This is a genomic window from Corynebacterium lowii (genome assembly GCF_001412085.1).
Classification (GTDB): Bacteria; Actinomycetota; Actinomycetes; order Mycobacteriales; family Mycobacteriaceae; genus Corynebacterium; species Corynebacterium lowii.
The window spans coordinates 122,720-140,577 of the sequence record NZ_LKEV01000006.1; the positions used below are offsets into that span (position 1 = coordinate 122,720).

Annotated in this window: 16 protein-coding genes; 11 read left to right on the forward strand and 5 right to left on the reverse strand. The window is 64.3% G+C overall.

Going from position 1 to position 17,858, the window contains the following annotated elements; all coding sequences use genetic code 11:
• Positions 1–3 precede the first annotated feature (3 nt).
• Genes sufD through Clow_RS09330 form a run of 3 tightly spaced genes read right to left on the reverse strand, consistent with a single transcriptional unit; the run spans position 4 to position 3,284 of the window.
• Positions 4–1,173 carry a Fe-S cluster assembly protein SufD gene (sufD, locus tag Clow_RS09320; protein WP_055178539.1) on the reverse strand — a complete coding sequence of 390 codons (1,170 nt, stop codon included), beginning with the start codon at positions 1,171–1,173 and terminating at the stop codon, positions 4–6.
• Positions 1,174–2,619 carry a Fe-S cluster assembly protein SufB gene (gene sufB, locus Clow_RS09325; RefSeq protein WP_055178541.1) on the reverse strand — a complete coding sequence of 482 codons (1,446 nt, stop codon included), beginning with the start codon at positions 2,617–2,619 and terminating at the stop codon, positions 1,174–1,176. It abuts the gene before it with no gap.
• Positions 2,616–3,284: a helix-turn-helix transcriptional regulator gene (locus Clow_RS09330; RefSeq protein WP_055178543.1), complete on the reverse strand. Its 669-nt coding sequence runs from the start codon at positions 3,282–3,284 to the stop codon at positions 2,616–2,618. The genes sufB and Clow_RS09330 overlap by 4 nt, the downstream gene beginning before the upstream one ends.
• 140 nt (positions 3,285–3,424) lie before the next feature.
• Between Clow_RS09330 and mptB the strand changes: the two genes are divergently transcribed.
• The 6 genes from mptB (at position 3,425) to Clow_RS09360 (ending at position 9,910) form a co-directional block, all read left to right on the forward strand.
• Positions 3,425–5,092, forward strand: coding sequence for a polyprenol phosphomannose-dependent alpha 1,6 mannosyltransferase MptB (gene mptB / locus Clow_RS09335; protein WP_055178545.1), 1,668 nt, complete (start codon positions 3,425–3,427; stop codon positions 5,090–5,092).
• Between the two features lie 19 nt (positions 5,093–5,111).
• Positions 5,112–6,038 carry an ABC transporter ATP-binding protein gene (locus Clow_RS09340; RefSeq protein WP_055178547.1) on the forward strand — a complete coding sequence of 309 codons (927 nt, stop codon included), beginning with the start codon at positions 5,112–5,114 and terminating at the stop codon, positions 6,036–6,038.
• Between the two features lie 2 nt (positions 6,039–6,040).
• Positions 6,041–6,802 (forward strand): ABC transporter permease, encoded by a 762-nt coding sequence (locus Clow_RS09345; protein ID WP_055178549.1) that lies wholly within the window; start codon positions 6,041–6,043, stop codon positions 6,800–6,802.
• Between the two features lie 62 nt (positions 6,803–6,864).
• Complete coding sequence (locus Clow_RS09350; RefSeq protein WP_055178551.1) at positions 6,865–7,881, forward strand: zinc-dependent alcohol dehydrogenase family protein; 1,017 nt, start codon at positions 6,865–6,867, stop codon at positions 7,879–7,881.
• Positions 7,882–8,081: 200 nt separating this feature from the next.
• Positions 8,082–9,011, forward strand: coding sequence for a COX15/CtaA family protein (locus Clow_RS09355; RefSeq protein ID WP_156334838.1), 930 nt, complete (start codon positions 8,082–8,084; stop codon positions 9,009–9,011).
• Entirely contained in the window at positions 9,008–9,910 is a 903-nt protein-coding gene (locus Clow_RS09360; RefSeq protein WP_055178555.1) for a zinc-binding dehydrogenase, read from the forward strand. Before Clow_RS09355 ends, Clow_RS09360 begins: the two co-directional genes overlap by 4 nt.
• A gap of 12 nt (positions 9,911–9,922) precedes the next feature.
• Here Clow_RS09360 and Clow_RS09365 read toward each other — a convergent pair whose 3' ends face one another.
• The gene (locus Clow_RS09365; RefSeq protein ID WP_370871891.1) at positions 9,923–10,873 is read right to left on the reverse strand and encodes a heme o synthase; all 951 of its coding nucleotides are present in this window, start codon (positions 10,871–10,873) and stop codon (positions 9,923–9,925) included.
• A gap of 237 nt (positions 10,874–11,110) precedes the next feature.
• On the opposite strand from Clow_RS09365, the gene tkt reads away from it, so the two are divergent.
• The 5 genes from tkt to pgl all read left to right on the forward strand — a co-directional run bounded on the left by tkt (position 11,111) and on the right by pgl (position 17,565).
• Positions 11,111–13,204: a transketolase gene (tkt, locus tag Clow_RS09370; RefSeq protein WP_055178558.1), complete on the forward strand. Its 2,094-nt coding sequence runs from the start codon at positions 11,111–11,113 to the stop codon at positions 13,202–13,204.
• A 38-nt stretch (positions 13,205–13,242) separates the two neighbouring features.
• A complete protein-coding gene (tal, locus tag Clow_RS09375) occupies positions 13,243–14,325 on the forward strand; it encodes a transaldolase (protein WP_055178560.1) in 1,083 nt (360 codons plus the stop codon).
• Between the two features lie 88 nt (positions 14,326–14,413).
• Entirely contained in the window at positions 14,414–15,931 is a 1,518-nt protein-coding gene (zwf, locus tag Clow_RS09380) for a glucose-6-phosphate dehydrogenase (protein ID WP_245625746.1), read from the forward strand.
• Between the two features lie 15 nt (positions 15,932–15,946).
• Positions 15,947–16,858, forward strand: a complete 912-nt coding sequence (locus tag Clow_RS09385) for a glucose-6-phosphate dehydrogenase assembly protein OpcA (RefSeq protein WP_055178564.1) — start codon at positions 15,947–15,949, stop codon at positions 16,856–16,858.
• Positions 16,855–17,565: a 6-phosphogluconolactonase gene (pgl, locus tag Clow_RS09390; RefSeq protein ID WP_055178566.1), complete on the forward strand. Its 711-nt coding sequence runs from the start codon at positions 16,855–16,857 to the stop codon at positions 17,563–17,565. The genes Clow_RS09385 and pgl overlap by 4 nt, the downstream gene beginning before the upstream one ends.
• Positions 17,566–17,568: 3 nt before the next feature.
• Here pgl and secG read toward each other — a convergent pair whose 3' ends face one another.
• The gene (secG, locus tag Clow_RS09395) at positions 17,569–17,802 is read right to left on the reverse strand and encodes a preprotein translocase subunit SecG (RefSeq protein ID WP_055178568.1); all 234 of its coding nucleotides are present in this window, start codon (positions 17,800–17,802) and stop codon (positions 17,569–17,571) included.
• Positions 17,803–17,858 lie beyond the last annotated feature (56 nt).

Sequence of the window (17,858 nt, forward strand, 5' to 3'; positions counted from 1 at the left end):
GGCTTAGGCCGTCACGCGCTCTAGTTCATTGACAACGCGGGCTTCCAGCTCCTCGCGGATACCTTCCACCGGAATGTGGTTGATGACCTCGGTGAAGAAGCCGCGAATGATAAGGCGGCGGGCCTCGGCCTCGCTGATACCGCGGCTCATCAGGTAAAAGAGCTGCTCATCATCGAAGCGTCCCACCGTAGCGGCGTGACCGGCTCCGGCGATCTCGCCGGTTTCGATCTCTAGGTTCGGGATTGCATCGGCGCGGGCGGCCTCGCTGAGCACCAGGTTGCGGTTCGTCTCGTAGGTATCGGTGCCCTGCGCGTTGGCGCGGATAAGCACGTCTCCCACCCAGGTGGTGCGGGTATCGGGCCTATCGGTGTTCGGGTCACCTTGGAGGGCGCCCTTGTAGAGCACGTTGGATCGGCAGTTGGGCTGCGCGTGATCCACCAGCAGGCGGTTCTCAAAGTACTGGCCGTCATCGGCAAAGTACACGCCCAGCATCTCGGCGTCGCCGCCCTGATCCTGGAACTTCACGCGCGGAACCAGGCGCACCACCTCGCCGCCAAAGACGGCCACGTTGTGACGCAGCACGGCATCGCGGCCCACTAGGGCGTTCTGGTTGGAGAGGTGAACGGCGTCATCCTCCCAATCGGCGTCCACGATCACGGTGAGGCGGGAGTTCGCGCCCAGCACAAACTGCACGTTATCGGCGTGGGTGCCGCTGCCCCGGTAGTTCAGGGCCACGGTAGCCTCAGCACCCTGTTCTAGTTCCACCACCACGGCACCGAAGGAGGTCACGCCCTCCCCCTTGCCGGTGACGGTGACGGTCACGGGCTTTTCCGTCACCGAATCCTTGGCGAAGGAAACCAGGGTGGCATTCTCCATCGAGGTCCAGGCCTGGGCACCCACGCGGTCGGAGGGAGCCCCGGCGCGAATGGCGCGCTCGTCGTCCTTGGCGATCTCCTCGGTGCGCACCTGGGCGCCCTCGGGAATCTCCACCGCGATGTCAGGGGCCACGGCCTCATCAAAGGAGCCGTTGTGCAGGCCGCGCAGGCGGCGCAGGGAGATAAAGCGCCACTCCTCGTCCTTGCCGCGCGGAACCTCGAAGTCCTCCACGTTGAAGGAGGTGAGCACGTCACCCTTGTTGTTGTGGGTAGTTGCGTTCTTGAGGGTCTCGGCCATTTAGCCCACCGATCCTTCCATCTGTAGCTCGATCAGGCGGTTGAGTTCCAGGGCGTATTCCATCGGCAATTCCTTGGCGATGGGCTCCACGAAGCCGCGGACGATCATCGCCATCGCGTCGGCCTCGTCGATACCGCGGCTCATCAGGTAGAAGAGCTGTTCCTCGGAGACCTGGGAGACGGTGGCCTCGTGGCCCAGGGTCACGTGGTCATTGCGGATGTCGTTGTAGGGGTAGGTGTCCGAGCGCGAGATGTTATCCACTAGCAGGGCATCGCACTCCACGTTGGCGGTGCAGTGGTGCGCATTGGCGTTGATCTGCACCAGGCCGCGGTAGGCGGCTCGGCCACCGGAGCGGGCCACGGACTTGGAGACGATATTGGAGGAGGTGTACGGGGCCATGTGCACCATCTTGGCGCCGGTGTCCTGGAACTGTCCCTCACCGGCAAAGGCGGCGGAGAGCACCTCGCCCTTGGCGTAGGGGCCGGTCATCCACACGGCCGGGTACTTCATGTTCACCTTGGAACCGATGTTGCCATCGATCCACTCCATCGTGGCGCCCTCTTCTGCCTTGGCGCGCTGGGTGACCAGGTTATACACGTTGTTCGACCAGTTTTGGATCGTGGTGTAACGGCAGCGGCCGCCCTTCTTCACCACGATCTCCACCACGGCGGCGTGGAGGGAATCGGACTTATAAATCGGGGCGGTGCAGCCCTCCACGTAGTGAACATAGGCGTCCTCGTCCACGATGATGAGGGTGCGCTCGAACTGGCCCATGTTCTCCGTGTTGATGCGGAAGTAGGCCTGCAAGGGAATATCCACGTGCACGCCCTTGGGCACGTAGATGAAGGAGCCGCCCGACCACACGGCGGCGTTGAGCGCGGAGAACTTATTATCGCCGGCCGGAACCACGGAGCCGAAGTATTCCTTGAACAGTTCCGGGTACTTGCGCACGGCGGTATCGGTGTCCACGAAGATCACGCCCTGCTCCTCCAGATCCTCGCGGATCTGGTGGTAAACCACCTCGGACTCGTACTGAGCGGCCACGCCCGCCACGAGGCGCTGCTTTTCCGCCTCGGGGATACCCAGGCGGTCATAGGTGGTGCGAATATCGTCCGGGAGATCATCCCACGAGGTCGCCTGGGACTCCGTGGAGCGCACGAAGTATTTAATGCTATCGAAGTCGATGTTGCTCAGATCCGCACCCCAGGTGGGCACGGGCTTCTTATCAAAGATATTGAGGGCCTTGAGGCGCTGCTCCAGCATCCACTCGGGCTCGTTCTTCTGCGCGGAGATGTCACGGACAACCTCCTCGCTCAGGCCTCGCCGGGCCGCGGAGCCCGCGGCATCCGAATCGTGCCAGCCGTAGTTATAGCCGCCCATTGACTCGATGATCTCGTCATCGTTCATGGGCCGCTGCGCATCAAGGTTCTGCGTCGCCTGGGTCATGAACCGCTCCTTTCCTCAGGAGAATTGGTGGGGTTAAGGGGAATATTCGTGGTGCAGATACCGTGACCACCGGCGATGGAGGCCAAGGGCTGCACGTGAGTGTTGAGGAGTTCCGAGATTACCTCGTGTTCTACCTCGCATAATTCCGGGTATTGCGCTGCCACCTGGGAAACCGGGCAGTGGTGTTGGCAAATCTGAATGCCGCCGCCCGCGCTGTGCACGGTGGCGGCATAGCCGTGGTCGTCGAACGCCTTTGCCAGAGCGTACGCCGTCTCCTCGGTTGAATCGGGCGCGCTCTCGCGCACCTGGGCCACGATGGATTCCGTGCGCGCCCGCGCCAGATCGCGGACGGCCTGCCTACCCCCGTTGCGGCTGAGCGCCTCAAGGGCCAGGGCGGCCAGGGAATCGTAGTCGTGCCCAAAGTGCTCGCGCCCGCGAGGGGTAAGCCGGAAGTGCTTTGCCGGCCGGCCCCGCGTGGGAGACCGATGCGACTCCGCAGAGGCCAGTCCTTCTTCAAGGAGAATGTCCAGGTGCCTTCTCACGCCGGTGGCGGAAAGGCCAAGACGCTCGCCCAGAGCGCTCGCGGTCAGGGGGCCGTCGGTAAGCAGGCTGCGCATGATGGCATGGCGGGTATCGCCTTCTACAGACTGCGTAGAACGCATCATGAGTATCACCTCCTGCTTCGGCTGTGCTCACGGATACTACCGGGACGATCGTCTCTTTTAGACAACACTAGTGTTACTAAAATTATTCCCCGGCGCAAAAAGTCCCCTCTTTTCTCGCACTGTGGCGCACACTGGTTACGATGAACCCCGTGAGGCAACAACCATCCGCGCTGTGGCAGGCGCTCACTCGGGATCTCCCGCGCTTGGGCACAGCGGGATCGCGCTCCGCGGGACTCCACCGCGATAGCGACGCCGCGCAACAGCCACAGCACTCCGCCACGCAGCGCCACCGGGCGCTGGTGCGCTTTGCTTTGTTGCGGTGGATTGGCACCACCGGGGCCTTGCTGTTGGCCTTTGGAGCCCTGGGCGGCGGAGCCCTCCCCGTGGTAGATAACCCCTATCAGTCCTTCCCCGGTGGCACCACGCTCGGCCAGATGATGCAAACCTCCTCCTCCATCGTCCTGGTGGGCACCGCGCTCGTCGTTGTGGCGTGGATAGGCATGGCTCCCCTCGTGGGGGTCTCGCTGTGGCGGCGTAGCGGCTTTCCCCGCGTGGTGAGCACGGGGGCTCTGTGGCGCACCTGGATAGCGTGGCTGCTGCCCTTGCTTTTTACCGCCCCGATCTTTACCCAGGATATTTATTCCTATCTGGCGCAGGGGGCCATCGTCCGCGAGGGAATGGACCCTTATTCTGCGGGGCCGATTGATCTCCTAGGCACGGATCATCACCTGGCGCGTTCCGTTCCTTTTATCTGGGCGCACTCCCCCTCCCCTTATGGCCCGGTGGCGATGGGCCTTTCCGCCCTCATCAGCACCCTGACCGGAGATTCCATCGTGTTAGGGGTGCTCGCCCACCGCATACTCAGCGTGCTCATGCTGACGGCGGCGGGCTGGGCGCTGCTGCACCTGGCGCGACGGTGCCGCGTGTATCCCCCCGCCGCATTGTGGTTGGGCCTGCTCAATCCCCTGGTGCTGCTGCACCTGGTGGGAGGCATCCACAATGAGGCCATCATGCTGGGCTTCATGCTCGTGGGGCTGGAAGTGGGCATGCGCGGATTAGAAAAAACGGGTGCACAGGCGGTCGGCTTGCTGGGGCTTTCCGGGGTGCTCCTTTCCTGCGCGGGCATGGTCAAGGTCACGGCTTTTCTCTCCCTGGGATTCATCGGCATGGCTGTGGCCCGCCAATTGCACCTTCGCGGTCGTCGCCCCTGGTGGGCCATCGCCCTCGCCGGGTCCTTCTTTCTCGCCGTGCTGTTGGCCACCATCGCGGTGGTGTCACTCCTCAGCGGCATTGGCCTGGGGTGGATGACGGGGCAGGGCGGGGCGGCCACGATCCGCAGTTGGATGTCTATTACTACCGACGTCGGGGTCATCACCGGGGCGCTCGGCATGCAGCTGGGACTGGGTGATCACACCACGGCGATCCTCACCTGTACCCGACTCGCGGGGCTTTTCGTGGCAGGTGTTTTCACCCTGCGCATGTTACTGGCCACTTTCCTGGGGCGGATACACCCGGTGGGGGCTCTCGGCGTGGCTACCTTCGTGCTCGTGGTGCTCTTCCCCGTGGTTCACCCCTGGTATGTGCTGTGGGCTGTGGTGCCCTTGGCCGCCTGGGCTAATCGCCCGCTGTTTCGGATCGCCGTGGTGGGCTACTGCGCGGCCTTTAGTTTCTTCGTCTTGCCGCGCGGATTGGCCCTGCCCCCCGGCGCGGTGCTCAATATCTATGTGGGGGCGGCCGCGTCCCTGGCTGTGATTCTTCCCCTGTGCTGGTGGTGGTTCCGGCGTTCGGGATTGGTTGGCCTCGATTAAGGCCCTAAACTAAGGCGCTGTGCCTGTCCAAAACGCTTTAGAACTGCGTGGTGTGGTCAAATCCTTTGGTTCGATCACCGCCGTTAAAGAGCTATCGCTCAGCGCCCAGCGCGGGGAAATCCTGGCGCTCCTGGGCCCCAACGGAGCCGGTAAAACCACCACCATTGATATGTGCGTGGGCTTTCAGCGTCCCACCTCGGGGAGCATGAGGGTTTTGGGCTATGACCCGGCCAAGGAACCCGAGCGGGTACGCGAGCGCATTGGGATCATGCTGCAAGGCGGCGGCTCCTATTCCGGCATCAAGGTAGAAGAAATGCTGCGGCTCAGCGCGGCCTATAGCGCCAATCCCCTTGACCCCGAATGGCTCATAGAGGTGGTGGGCCTAGAGGGCGTGCGACGCCGCACCTACCGCCGCCTCTCCGGCGGACAGCAGCAGCGCCTTTCCCTGGCCCTGGCCCTCATTGGCCGCCCGGAGCTGGTATTCCTCGATGAGCCCACCGCAGGAATGGACGCCCAATCTCGCCTGGCGGTGTGGGAACTCATGCGGGTGCTGCGCCGCGATGGCGTGACGGTGGTGCTCACCACGCACCTCATGGATGAGGCTGAGGCCCTGGCCGATCGTGTGGTCATCATGGATCGCGGGCGCGCGGTGGCCACCGGGACGCCGGAAGAACTCACCACGGGTTCCGACCCGCACCTGCGGCTGCGCACGGCGAGCGAGGTGGACGTCGATACGCTAGAGCGCAGCGCCGGACTCCCGGAAGGCTCCTGCACCGCGCTGCGCCCGCTGCACTACGTGATCCGGGTGCGGCCCACCCCCGAGGTTGTGGCCGCCGTGGCGCAGGCGGCGGCGGATCAGGGCGTGCTGCTGCGCGGCATTGACGTGGAACACCGCAGTTTGGAAGATGCCTTCTTGGAAATCACTGGCCGCGAGTTAAGGAGTTAACTATGAGCACCTATCCTCTTGGAACTTTTGCTCCGGCTCCTCGGCCTGCGCCGAAGGCGGCGCTGGTGGCCGCGCAGGGGCGCATTGAGACGCTGCTCTTCCTGCGCCACGGCGAGCAGCAGTTGCTCAGCCTCATCATCCCGCTCGGCCTGCTCATCGGCATCTCCCAGGTGCCGATCCTCGATGACCCCGATCCCCTGCGCCAGGGCTTTCCCATGATGCTGGCCATTGCCACGACCTCCTCCGGCTTTACCGGCCAGGCCATCTCCCTGGCCTTTGACCGCCGTTACGGGGCGCTGAAACGCACGGGAGCCTCCGGGGTTCCCTCCTGGGCGATCATCATGGGAAAGATCATCGCCGTGGCCGCGATGGTGCTGCTGCAAACCGTGGTGCTGGGGGGCGTCGCCCTCGTGCTCGGCTGGCATGTGTCCTTCCTCGGGCTCATTCTCGGCGTGCTCACCTTGATACTGGGGGCCGCCACCTTTACCTCTATGGGCCTGCTCATGGGCGGAACCTTAAGCTCGGAGTTGGTGCTGGCGCTGGCCAACCTGATTTGGGTGCTCATGGTGGGGCTGGTGGGACTGGTGATGTACCACTCGGGGCTGGCTGGCACGAGTTGGTGGGATCTCATCCCCTCCGTGGCACTGGCTAGCGGATTAACGGACGCCTTCGCCGGGCATATTCCCTGGGCGCAGTGGCTCATCCTCGTGGCCTGGTTGGCACTGGTCTCCGCCGCTACCCGCCGCTGGTTCCGCTTCTCCTGAGCCGCCTTCCCGGCGTTAAGGTACCGTGGGTGCGTATCTGTTTTCTTTTAAAGGAGTGCCCCATGAAGGCCACCTTCATTCACGGTTCCGGCGATATTCGCGTTGCCGAGATAGAAAAGCCCAGCGTGATCGAGCCCACCGATGCCATCATCAAGATCACGGCCACCTGCGTGTGCGGCTCCGATCTGTGGCCTTATCGCGGAATCCAGGAGACCAGCGAACCGCACCAGATGGGCCACGAGTACGTGGGCGTGGTGGAAGAAGTAGGCGAGCAGGTAAGCACGGTATCCCCCGGCGATTTCGTGGTGGGCTCCTTCTGCCTTTCCGATAACACCTGCGAGATCTGCACCGATGGTTACCCCTCTCGCTGCGTCAACGGTGGCTTCGTGGGCGAGGCCCAGGCGGAGTACCTGCGCGTGCCCCTGGCCGATGGCACCCTGGTGGCCACCCCCGGCCAGCCCGAGGAGGACCTGATTCCCTCCTTGCTCGCCGCCTCTGACGTCCTGGGCACCGGCTGGTTTGCCGCCGATGAGGCCCAGGCGGGGCCGGGCAAGACCGTGGTGGTCGTGGGTGACGGCGCCGTGGGCCTGCTGGGTATCCTCTCCGCCAAGCAGATGGGTGCCGAGCGGATCATCGCCATGAGCCGCCACGCTGATCGCCAGGCGCTGGCCCGTGAGTTCGGCGCCACCGACATCGTGGAGGAGCGCGGTGAAGAGGGCGTGGCCAAGATCAAGGAACTCACTGGCGGACTGGGCGCGCACAGCGTGATCGAGGCCGTGGGTACCCAGCAGTCCATGAAGCAGGCCATCGCCTCCTGCCGCCCCGGTGAGCACGTGGGCTTTGTGGGCGTGGCTCACGGGGTTTCCCTGCCCGGCGATGAACTCTTTGGCGCCGAGGTACACCTCATGGGCGGCCCGGCCCCGGTGCGCAAGTACCTGCCGGAGTTGATCCGACTCATCTTTGATCGCGCTATCGAGCCCGGCAAGGTGTTCACCAAGGAGGTGGCCCTGGACGATATTGCCGAGGGCTACCGCGCTATGGATCAGCGCGAGGCCATTAAGGTTTTGGTCCGTCCTTAAAGTTCGTCCCTACAGCACACCTCTAAAACGCACCTCTCAAGGGTAGATCGCGCGAAGGCCTCGTGGCACTCGCGCGGTGATTGTGTGGCTGTCGTGTGGCCCCGGAGGAAAGTTCCCCCGGGGCCACGTGTTTTTTCTAACGGTACGCTCCCCGGAGTCAGATGGTGTTTCTGCTAAATGGAGCATTAGGCTAGAAGGCTGTGAGTAGCGTGCTGACCCCTCCCCAAAATCTCGCGGCGCCTTCCCTGCGCACGCAGCGTATCGTGGCCCTCATCCTCCTGATATGTCAGGGGGGCATCACGGTTACGGGTTCTATCGTGCGCGTGACCGGCTCCGGTCTGGGGTGCAATACCTGGCCGCAGTGCCACGAGGGTTCGCTGGTCCCGGTGGAGGGGGCCGCTCCCCTGGTGCACCAGGCCATTGAGTTTGGCAATCGCCTGCTCACCTTCGTGCTCGTGGCCGCCGTGGTGGCCATGTTTATCACTCTGCGGCTGGCTCAACGACGCCGGGAATTGATGATCTACGTGCTGATCTCCGGGTTGGGCGTGGTTCTTCAAGCCGTTATCGGCGGCATATCCGTTCTCGTGGACCTTCAATGGTGGTCCGTGGCTATCCACTTCCTGCCCTCCATGTTCCTGGTGTGGGTGGCGGCCCTGCTGTATGTCCGCGTGGCGGAACCGGATGAGGGTGTTCCCGAGCGCACCTATCCCCGCGCCGTGCGGGTGAGCGCGGTGATTGCGACCTGCGCGCTCATGGTGGTGTTGGTGACCGGCACGATGGTCACGGGAGCCGGGCCGCACGCGGGCGACGCCGAGGCAGGAATGTCCGGGCGCTTGGAGGTGGATATTGACCTCATGGCGCATATCCACGGGTACCTCATGTACGTGTACCTCCTGTGTACCTTCATCACCGTGGTGCTTCTCCACCTGCGCAAGGCTCCCGAGGCAGCCAAACGCACGGGCCTGGTGCTCATCGCCATGATCGTGGTGCAGGCCGGGATCGGGATTATGCAGTATCGCCTGGGGGTGCCGCGCTGGTCCGTGCCCATCCACATCGCCATGTCCTCGGTGGTGGTGGCCTTTACCGCCTTCCTCTACGCCCACGGCCTCAAGCGCACCGTCCGATCATGAGGGCGCTGCTCGCCGGGCCGCGCGGCCTCCCACACCTTAGCGACGTCGCGGAGCCCGAGCCCGGTCCCGGAGAGGTTCTGGTGGAGGTGCAGTGCGCGGGGCTGAGCCAGGAGAATAACTCGGGAGCGATCCTCGGTGCTCAGGGCACTGGACGGATTATCGCTGATCCCGACTCCGCCTTTCCCGAGGGCACTCTCGTGGCCTGGGCGGCGGTTCCAGGGGCCTGCGCGCAACGAGTATGCGTGCCTCGCCACCGAATCGTGGCCGGGCCGCAGGGAATCGCCCCCGAGGTGGCGGCCACGATGTTGCTGCCCGCCATGATGGCCCACGTTCTTCTTCATTCCCTGCACCCCATCGAGGCCGGGAGCACCGTGCTCATCAACCCCGCCGATGATCCCGTGGGGCTGCTCAGTGCGCAGTGGGCCCACGCGCTGGGCGCTCGGGTGATCGCGGTATCGCCCTCGGGGGAGGTCACTCCCCACCTAGAGGGCACCACCGTGGTGAAAAGAGCACATGTGGCTCCCCGCCGCGCCGCCGAGACGGAGGGAATCGACCTCGCGCTGCACGGCGCCGGAAAACCAGGACTGGAACACGCCATATCTAGCCTCCGACGCCGCGGCATGCTCTGCCTTTATGGCAACCCCGAGCAACCGGTCAAACGCCTCTCCCCCACGGATTTGGCCGCCCAAGGTTCACTCAGCCTGGCCTGCCCGGTGCTGGAGGATTACTTGGAGGAACCCGATGGATTCCGAACGCGCTCGCAAGCGGTCACCCAGGCGATCGCGGAGGAGATTCTCACCATTCCGTTAAACGAGGTGGTGAGCCCCGAGGAGGCCGTGGAACGCTGGGATCTTCTCTCCGCTGAGATGAAAACCGGGCTCGTGGCCGTGCGGTTCTAGCTGCGGCTTCCTTTAAGAGAAGGCCGCGCTGCTCCACCCGAGCATCTGGCCGAAGGTATCCCACCCCAAGATGGCGTCCGCCGAGAGCGCCACGAAGAGCACCGCCAGATAGTTATTGGAGAGGATAAAGAGCTTCAACGGCTTAACCTTCTCTCCCTTGCGTACGCCCTGGTGCAGCTGAGTGGCCATAGCCAGGAATACCGCACCAGAGACCACCGCGCCGATCAGGTAGATCCACGAGGCCGCGGGCACCAGCAGCAGGGATACCCCCACGGTGATCCAGCTGTACCAGAGGATCTGGCGGGTAACCTCCACGGGCGTGCGTACCACCGGCAGCATTGGCACGCCGGCGCGCTCATAATCGTCCCGGTACTTCATCGCCAGAGCCCAGGTGTGCGGGGGCGTCCAGAAGAAGATGATGAGCCACAGCACCAGGGCCTGCCACCAGCCCCACAGGGAGGCGTCGGGAGTGTTATCGGTGATAACGGCCCAGCCCACCACCACCGGCATGCAGCCTGCCGCGCCGCCCCACACGATGTTCATGTGCGTGCGCCGCTTGAGGTATTTGGTGTACACCACGATGTAGAACCAGATGGTAAACATCACGAATACCGCCGCGAGCAGGGAGCCGCAGAGCAGCCAGAGCCAGAAGAAACTCACCACGGTGAGTGTCCAGGCAAAGATGGTGGCATCGCGGTTGGATACTGTGTGCCGCACGAGCGGCCGGGCGCGGGTGCGGCCCATTTTCTGGTCGATGTCGGAATCGGCCACCATGTTGAAGGTATTGGCCGCCGCCGCGCCCATCCAGCCACCAATGAGGGTGAGCAGGATGAGCACGATGTTGTTTTCACCACGATCGGCCTGGAGCATCGCGGGGATGGTGGCCACGAGGAGCAGTTCAATCACTCGTGGCTTCGTCAACGCGATGTACGCCTTGATCGTGTTCAAGGAAGATTCCTCCAGCAATCTCGTGGTGTTATCAGTCGCCCCATAATAGTCGGGTCAGGCTACCCGATAGTTCCCGCCGCGAGCATATCTCTCAGCGGATCGCCGGTGGCGCACAATCCCTCTCACTCTATCGCGCCCACCTACTTTGGTGTACATCGGTGGAGGGGTGGCGGATGCGGCCCTACGAGAGCGAGAAAAACACTAGGGTGGTACTCACACATTTTGTTGATGCGAACGTGAGGAATAATTACCGTGTCTCTTTCCCCGGAATTGCAGGCCCTAACCACTCCCCGGTATCCCGAGGGATGGTCTGAGGTAGATACCCAGGCGGTAGATACCGCTCGCGTGCTGGCTGCCGACGCCGTGGAACGCTGCGGCAGCGGGCACCCCGGCACCGCGATGAGCCTGGCTCCCCTGGCCTACACCCTCTACCAGCGCGTACTGCGCCACGATCCCGCCGATCCCACCTGGGTGGGCCGGGATCGCTTTGTTCTTTCGGCCGGGCACTCCTCCCTCACCCAGTACATCCAGCTCTACCTGGGCGGCTTTGGCCTGGAATTGGACGATCTCAAGGCGCTGCGCACCTGGGATTCCCTTACCCCCGGTCACCCCGAATACGGCCACACCAAGGGAGTGGAAATGACCACCGGCCCGCTGGGCCAGGGTTTGGCCTCCTCGGTGGGCATGGCGATGGCGGCCCGCCGCGAGCGTGGGCTCTTCGATCCCGAGGCTGCCCCCGGAGACTCCCCCTTCGACCACTACATTTACGTGATCGCCTCCGATGGTGACCTGGAAGAGGGCGTGACCGCCGAGGCCAGCTCCCTGGCTGGCACCCAGCAGCTGGGCAACCTCATCGTGTTCTGGGACGATAACCGCATCTCCATCGAGGACGATACCCAGATCGCCTTCACCGAGGACGTGGTGGCCCGCTACCGCGCCTACGGCTGGCAGACCCTAGAAATCGAGGGTGGCGAGGATGTGGCCGCCCTTGAGGAGGCCGTGGCCCAGGCCAAGGCCGAGACCTCGCGCCCCACCTTCATTCGCGTGCGCACGGTGATCGGCTACCCCGCGCCCACCCTGGCCAATACCGGCAAGGTGCACGGCGCGGCTCTGGGTGCGGAGGAGGTGGCCGGGGTCAAGAAGGCCCTCGGCTTTGATCCCGAGGCGCATTTTGCCGTTTCCGAGGAGGTCATTGCCCACACCCGAGCACTGACCGAACGCGGCGCCCAGACCCACCAGGAATGGCAGCAGAGCTTCGAGCGCTGGGCCGAGGCCAACCCCGAGCGCCATGCCCTCTTTGAGCGCCTGCACGCCGGGGAGTTCCCCGAGGCCTGGGACGCCGAACTGCCCGCCTGGGAGGCAGACGAGAAGGGCGTGGCCACCCGCAAGGCCTCCGAGGCCGTCCTTCAGGCCCTGGGCGCTACCCTGCCGGAGCTGTGGGGTGGCTCGGCCGACCTCGCCGGTTCCAATAACACCGTGATTAAGGGCTCGCCCTCCTTCGGCCCGGAGACGATCTCCACCGGAGCCTTCCAGGCCGAGCCCTATGGCCGCAACCTGCACTTTGGTATCCGCGAGCACGCGATGGGCTCCATCCTCAACGGCATCGCCCTGCACGGCCCCACCCGCCCCTACGGCGGTACCTTCCTCATCTTCTCCGATTACATGCGCCCCGCCGTGCGCCTGGCCGCCCTCATGGGCACCAACGTGTATTACGTGTGGACCCACGATTCCATCGGTCTGGGCGAGGATGGCCCCACCCACCAGCCGGTAGAAACCCTGGCCGCCCTGCGCGCCATTCCCAACCTCGCGGTGCTGCGCCCGGCCGACGCCAACGAGACGGCCGCCGCCTGGCGCGCCGCGCTGCTCAACGAGCAGAACGGCCCCAAGGCCTTCGCCCTTACTCGCCAGAATGTACCCGTGCTGGAAGGCACCAAGGATCGTGCCACCGAGGTCGTGGCGCGTGGCGGCTACGTGCTGGTGAAGGGCTCCAAGGCCACCCCGGACGTCATTCTCATGGGCTCGGGCTCCGAGGTGCAGCTCGCCGTGGAGGCCGCCCAGCAGCTAGAGGAGCAGGGAATCGCCGCCCGCGTGGTGTCCATGCCCAGCCTGGATTGGTTCTCCCAGCAGGATCAGGCCTATATCGACGAGGTGCTTCCCCCGGAGGTCAGCGCGAGGGTATCCGTGGAAGCCGGAATCGCTATGCCGTGGTACCGCTTCCTGGGTACCCAGGGCCGCGCGGTATCCCTAGAGCACTTCGGTGCCTCGGCGGACTATCAGCGCCTTTACCAGGAGTTCGGCATCACCGCGGAGGCCGTGGTGGCCGCCGCCAAGGAATCCCTCGCCTAAGCCGCGCGTATTGACCGCGTATTGAAGGAGCACAGCAGATGAGCAACAGCATTGAAAAACTCGCCGCCCTGGGCACGATGACCTGGTTGGACGATCTCTCCCGGGAGCGCATTACCTCGGGCAACCTCGCGGAGATGATAAACGCGGCGTCGATAGCCGGTGTGACCACCAACCCTGCAATCTTTGCCGCCGCGATGTCCAAGGGCACCGCCTACGATGAGCAGATCGCCAGCCTGCGCGAGGACGGAGTCAGCGCCGATACCGCCGTGTACGCAATGAGCATCGACGATGTGCGCGCAGCCTGCGATATTTTTGCCGAGGTATTCCGCGCCACTGAGGGCCGCGATGGGCGCGTGTCCATCGAGGTGGACCCGCGCATCTCCGAAGACGCCCAGGCCACCCTGGAACAGGCCCGCGAGCTGTGGCAGAAGGTGGATCGCCCCAATGCAATGATTAAGATTCCGGCCACGGAGGGCTCCCTGCCCGCCATTGCCGACGCCCTGGCCGAGGGCATCAGCGTGAACGTCACCCTCATCTTCTCCGTGGAGCGCTACCGCCGCGTGATTGAGGCCTATAAGGACGGTATTCGCCGCGCGGAGCAGGCGGGCCACGATGTCTCGCAGATTTTCTCCGTGGCCTCCTTCTTTGTTTCCCGCATGGATACCGAGGTGGACAAGCGCCTAGAGGCCCTGGGTACCGAGGAAGCCCTGGCGCTGCGTGGAAAGGCAGGCGTGGCCAATGCCCGCCGCGCCTACGCCCTATTCCGCCAGGAGTTCGAGGGGGCGGACCTGCCCGCCGGTGCCACGGTGCAACGCCCCCTGTGGGCCTCCACCGGAGTGAAGAACCCTGCCTACTCCGCCACGCTCTACGTCACGGAGCTGGCCGGACCGGACACAGTGAACACCATGCCCCAGGCCACCATCGACGCCGTGCTCAGCGCCGATGATCTGCGCGGAGATACCCTGACGGGCACGTTGGACGAGGCTGAGGAGACCTTTGCCGCCTTGGAGAAGGTGGGCATTGACCTCAACGATGTCTTTGCGGTGTTGGAAAAGGAAGGCGTGGACAAGTTCGTCACCGCCTGGGAGGAACTGCTGGCCTCCATGAGTCAGCGGCTTTAAGCGCCCCATCGGGGACGTTAAGCCGGGGCCGCGATTACTATGATCGCAGCCCCGGCTAGTGCTCTTAATTGTGCGAAAGGGAGAAAACGTGACCAACCCGCTCCGCGACCCGCGAGATAAGCGATTGCCCCTCATAGCGGGGCCCTCGGGCATGGTGATCTTCGGCGTCACCGGAGACCTCGCCCGCAAGAAGCTCTTGCCCGCCATCTATGACCTTGCCAATAGGGGGCTTCTCCCCGCTGGTTTTACCCTCGTGGGCTATGGCCGCCGACAGTGGAGCAAGGAGGACTTTGAAGAGTACGTCCTCGCCGCGGTTAAGGAGAAGGCCCGCACCGAGTTCCACGAGAACGTGTGGCGCCGCCTGGCCGAGGGCATGCACTTTGTCACCGGCGACTTTGACGATGACGCCGCCTTTGATCGCCTGGCGGAAACCCTGGCGCAGATGGATCGCACCCGCGGCACCGCGGGTAACTGGGCGCTGTATCTTTCCGTGCCCCCGGATTTCTTCTCCACGGTGTGCCACCAGCTAGAGCGCAGCGGGGTGGCCGAGGCTCCCGAACACTCCTGGCGGCGCGTGATTATTGAAAAGCCCTTTGGCCACGATCAAGAATCCGCCGAGGAGCTAAACAGGGTGGTCAATGCGGTGTTCCCGGAATCCTCCGTGTTCCGCATCGACCACTACCTTGGCAAGGAAACGGTGCAGAACATCATGGCGCTGCGCTTTGCCAATCAGCTCTTTGAGCCTTTCTGGAACGCCCACTACATCGACCACGTGCAGATCACGATGGCCGAGGATATTGGCGTGGGCGGCCGGGCCGGGTACTACGACACGATTGGTGCCGCCCGGGACGTTATTCAAAACCACCTCATTCAGCTTCTTGCGCTGGTGGCTATGGAGGAACCCATCTCCTTTTCTCCCCAGCAGTTGCGGGCGGAAAAGATCAAGGTGCTGCGTTCCACCAAGCCCGTCTATCCCCTGGAAGAGACCACCGCGCGCGGCCAGTACACCGCCGGATGGCAGGGCTCCACGCACGTCAAGGGCCTGCGCGAGGAGGAGGGCTTTGATCCCGAGTCCACCACGGAGACCTATGCCGCCTGCACCCTAGAGATCGCCTCGCGCCGCTGGGCGGGCGTGCCCTTCTACCTGCGCACGGGCAAGCGCCTGGGGCGCCGGGTCACCGAGATCGCCCTGGTGTTCAAGTCCACCCCCCACCAGCTCTTTGGCGATCAGGGCTCCAACCCCCTGGAACAAAACGCCGTGGTGATCCGTATTCAGCCCGATGAGGGCGTGCTCATGCGCTTTGGCTCCAAGGTTCCCGGCTCCGCGATGGAGGTGCGCGATGTGAACATGGACTTCTCCTATGCAGAGGCCTTCACCGAGGAATCCCCCGAGGCCTACGAGCGCCTGATCCTCGACGCGCTGCGCGACGAGTCCAGCCTCTTCCCCACCAACTCCGAGGTGGAATTGAGCTGGAAGATCCTTGACCCGGTGCTCAATCACTGGGCGGCCTCCGGGCACCCCGATGACTACAAGGCCGGGACGTGGGGGCCGGAATCGGCCGATCATATGCTCACCCGAACCGGGCGCGCCTGGCGGCGGCCCTAGAGAAAGGCGCAGGACGTGATAATCGACCTTCCCAATACCACCACCCGCGATATTGCCGCCTCCCTCCAACACATTCACGAGACGACGGCGCAAACCACCGGGCGCGTGCTCACCCTCATCGTCATGGCCGGGCGCGGCGACGATCTCCCCGAGATTATCCACGCAACCACCGATGCCTCCTGGGAGCACCCCTCCCGCGTGCTCGTGCTTATCGACGGCGGCTCGGCCCCTACCGCAGGGGTGGACGCGGAAATACGGGTGGGTGGCACGGTGGGAGCCAGCGAGTTCGTCATCATGACGCTGCGCGGCGAGGTGGCGGCCCACGCCAATGCCGTGGTTACTCCCCTCCTCCTGCCGGATACCCCCATCGTGGTGTGGTGGCCCTCGGAGGCCCCGGAGTGCCCCTCCCAGCACCCCGTGGGGCGCCTGGCGCAGCGGCGCATTACCGACGCCCCCTTGCGCCCGGAGAGCTATGCCCCTGGGGATTCCGACCTAGCCTGGGCGCGCATCACTCAATGGCGCGGAATCGTCGCCTCCTCGTTGGATTCCTACCCGCAGGAGGAGGTCAGCGCCGTGGAGATTAAGGGGCCAAAGCACAGCCCCAGCATTGACCTCGCCGCAGGCTGGCTGGCCTGCCGCCTGGGGGTTCCCGTGCATCGCGGGGTATCCACCCACGAGATTTCCGGTGATCTAGAGCCCTGCGAACTGCGGTTGGAGCGCGTCAGCGGCCCCATCACTATCCATAACCGTAGCCATTCCACGGTATCGGTGCGCATGCCTCAGCTGCCGGAATCCCTGGTGGCGATGAATCATCGCTCCGTGGCGGACTGCCTGGCCGAGGAACTGCGCCACCTGGACCCGGACGTCACCTATGCCGAGGCCTTGGAGGGAATCAGCTCGGTGATCTTTGAGGAGGAAGAAAAATGACGGAGATTCGCCGCTACGCAGACCTTGATTCCTTGGTGGAGGCCGCCGCCGAGGGGGTAACCACGGTGATTGCCCAGGCACAGCAGCAGGGCGACGGCTTTGCCCGCCTCGTGCTCACCGGGGGCGGGGCCGGAATCGCGCTGCTGCGCAGCTTGGCCCAGCGCAGTGATATTAACTGGCAGCGCGTGCACGTCTTTTTTGGCGACGAGCGCAACGTGCCGCTGGATGACCCGGAATCGAATGAGGGCCAGGCCCGGGAGGCACTATTGGATTCCGTGCCCATCCCCGCCGAGCAGATTCACGGCATGGGCCTCGATGGGCAGATTCCCCTCGACCAGGCCGCCGAGCGCTACGAGGAGATTCTGCGGCGCTACGCCCCGGAGGGCTTCGACCTCCACCTTTTGGGTATGGGCGGCGAGGGACACATTAACTCCCTCTTCCCCTATTCCGCCGCCACGGCTGAGCGGGAACGCCTCGTGGTGGGGGTGCATGATTCCCCCAAGCCCCCCGCCCAGCGCCTTACGTTGACCCTGCCGGCCGTCGGCAAGGCGCAACGGGTGTGGCTGCTGGTGGCCGGTGCCGCCAAGGCCGAGGCCGCCGCGGCAGTGGCGGAAAAGAAAGACGCCGCGCTCTGGCCCGCAGCGGGGGCACAGGGCGCGGCGGAGACGGTGATCTTCCTCGATGAAGAGGCCGCCAGGGCGCTCTAGCTTTTAAGCGTATGCCTGGATGAGGTTCAGGGCGATGACGCAGAGAAGCCAAATCAGCATCACTATCACGGTGTAGCGATCGAGGTTCTTCTCCACCACGGTGGAACCCGAAAGGTTAGACTGCACGCCGCCGCCGAAGAGGCTGGACAGGCCGCCGCCCTTACCCTTGTGCAACAGCACCAGCACCGTCATCAGCACGGCGGAGAGCACGAGGATAATCTCAAATGCAAGAACCATGTTATTCCTTCTAGGGGGATATATCGGGGTGAACTTTCCCCACCCTACACCACGGG

Excerpts from the sequence above, each read along its gene's own strand:
- sufD (WP_055178539.1), bottom strand. The coding sequence starts at position 1,173 with ATGGCCGAGACCCTCAAGAACGCAACTACCCACAACAACAAGGGTGAC.
- sufB (WP_055178541.1), bottom strand. The coding sequence starts at position 2,619 with ATGACCCAGGCGACGCAGAACCTTGATGCGCAGCGGCCCATGAACGAT.
- Clow_RS09330 (WP_055178543.1), bottom strand. The coding sequence starts at position 3,284 with ATGATGCGTTCTACGCAGTCTGTAGAAGGCGATACCCGCCATGCCATC.
- mptB (WP_055178545.1), top strand. The coding sequence starts at position 3,425 with ATGAACCCCGTGAGGCAACAACCATCCGCGCTGTGGCAGGCGCTCACT.
- Clow_RS09345 (WP_055178549.1), top strand. The coding sequence starts at position 6,041 with ATGAGCACCTATCCTCTTGGAACTTTTGCTCCGGCTCCTCGGCCTGCG.
- Clow_RS09350 (WP_055178551.1), top strand. The coding sequence starts at position 6,865 with ATGAAGGCCACCTTCATTCACGGTTCCGGCGATATTCGCGTTGCCGAG.
- Clow_RS09360 (WP_055178555.1), top strand. The coding sequence starts at position 9,008 with ATGAGGGCGCTGCTCGCCGGGCCGCGCGGCCTCCCACACCTTAGCGAC.
- tal (WP_055178560.1), top strand. The coding sequence starts at position 13,243 with ATGAGCAACAGCATTGAAAAACTCGCCGCCCTGGGCACGATGACCTGG.
- pgl (WP_055178566.1), top strand. The coding sequence starts at position 16,855 with ATGACGGAGATTCGCCGCTACGCAGACCTTGATTCCTTGGTGGAGGCC.
- secG (WP_055178568.1), bottom strand. The coding sequence starts at position 17,802 with ATGGTTCTTGCATTTGAGATTATCCTCGTGCTCTCCGCCGTGCTGATG.